Below are 236 nucleotides of genomic sequence, written 5' to 3'. Positions count from 1 at the left end.
GCCAAACGCCGCGCCGGAGCTAATCCCCAGCACTTCCGGGCTTGCCATCGGGTTTCCGGTCAGCCGCTGAATAATACAGCCCGCCACCGCCAGCATGACGCCCGCAAACAGCGCAGCCATAATTCGCGGCCAGCGCCAGGGCATCAAATCCTCGAGCAACGCCCCGCTCGCCCACGTCCAGCCGTGCGCATCACGACCAAACGACAGCGCCACCACCACAGCCATCAACAGCAGCA

General features: G+C 64.8%; 1 protein-coding gene. It reads right to left on the bottom strand.

All coding sequences use genetic code 11. The features are described from left to right. Positions 1–236 (bottom strand): iron chelate uptake ABC transporter family permease subunit (locus tag AC1RPX_RS08105; protein WP_481763387.1); only part of this gene is annotated, 236 nt, incomplete at both ends.

The sequence above is a fragment of the Dellaglioa sp. CoH-56-MRSF-14 genome (assembly GCF_056782115.1).
Note: the sequence above shows the minus strand (reverse complement) of the source record. Positions and strands in the feature narration are given on the sequence as shown.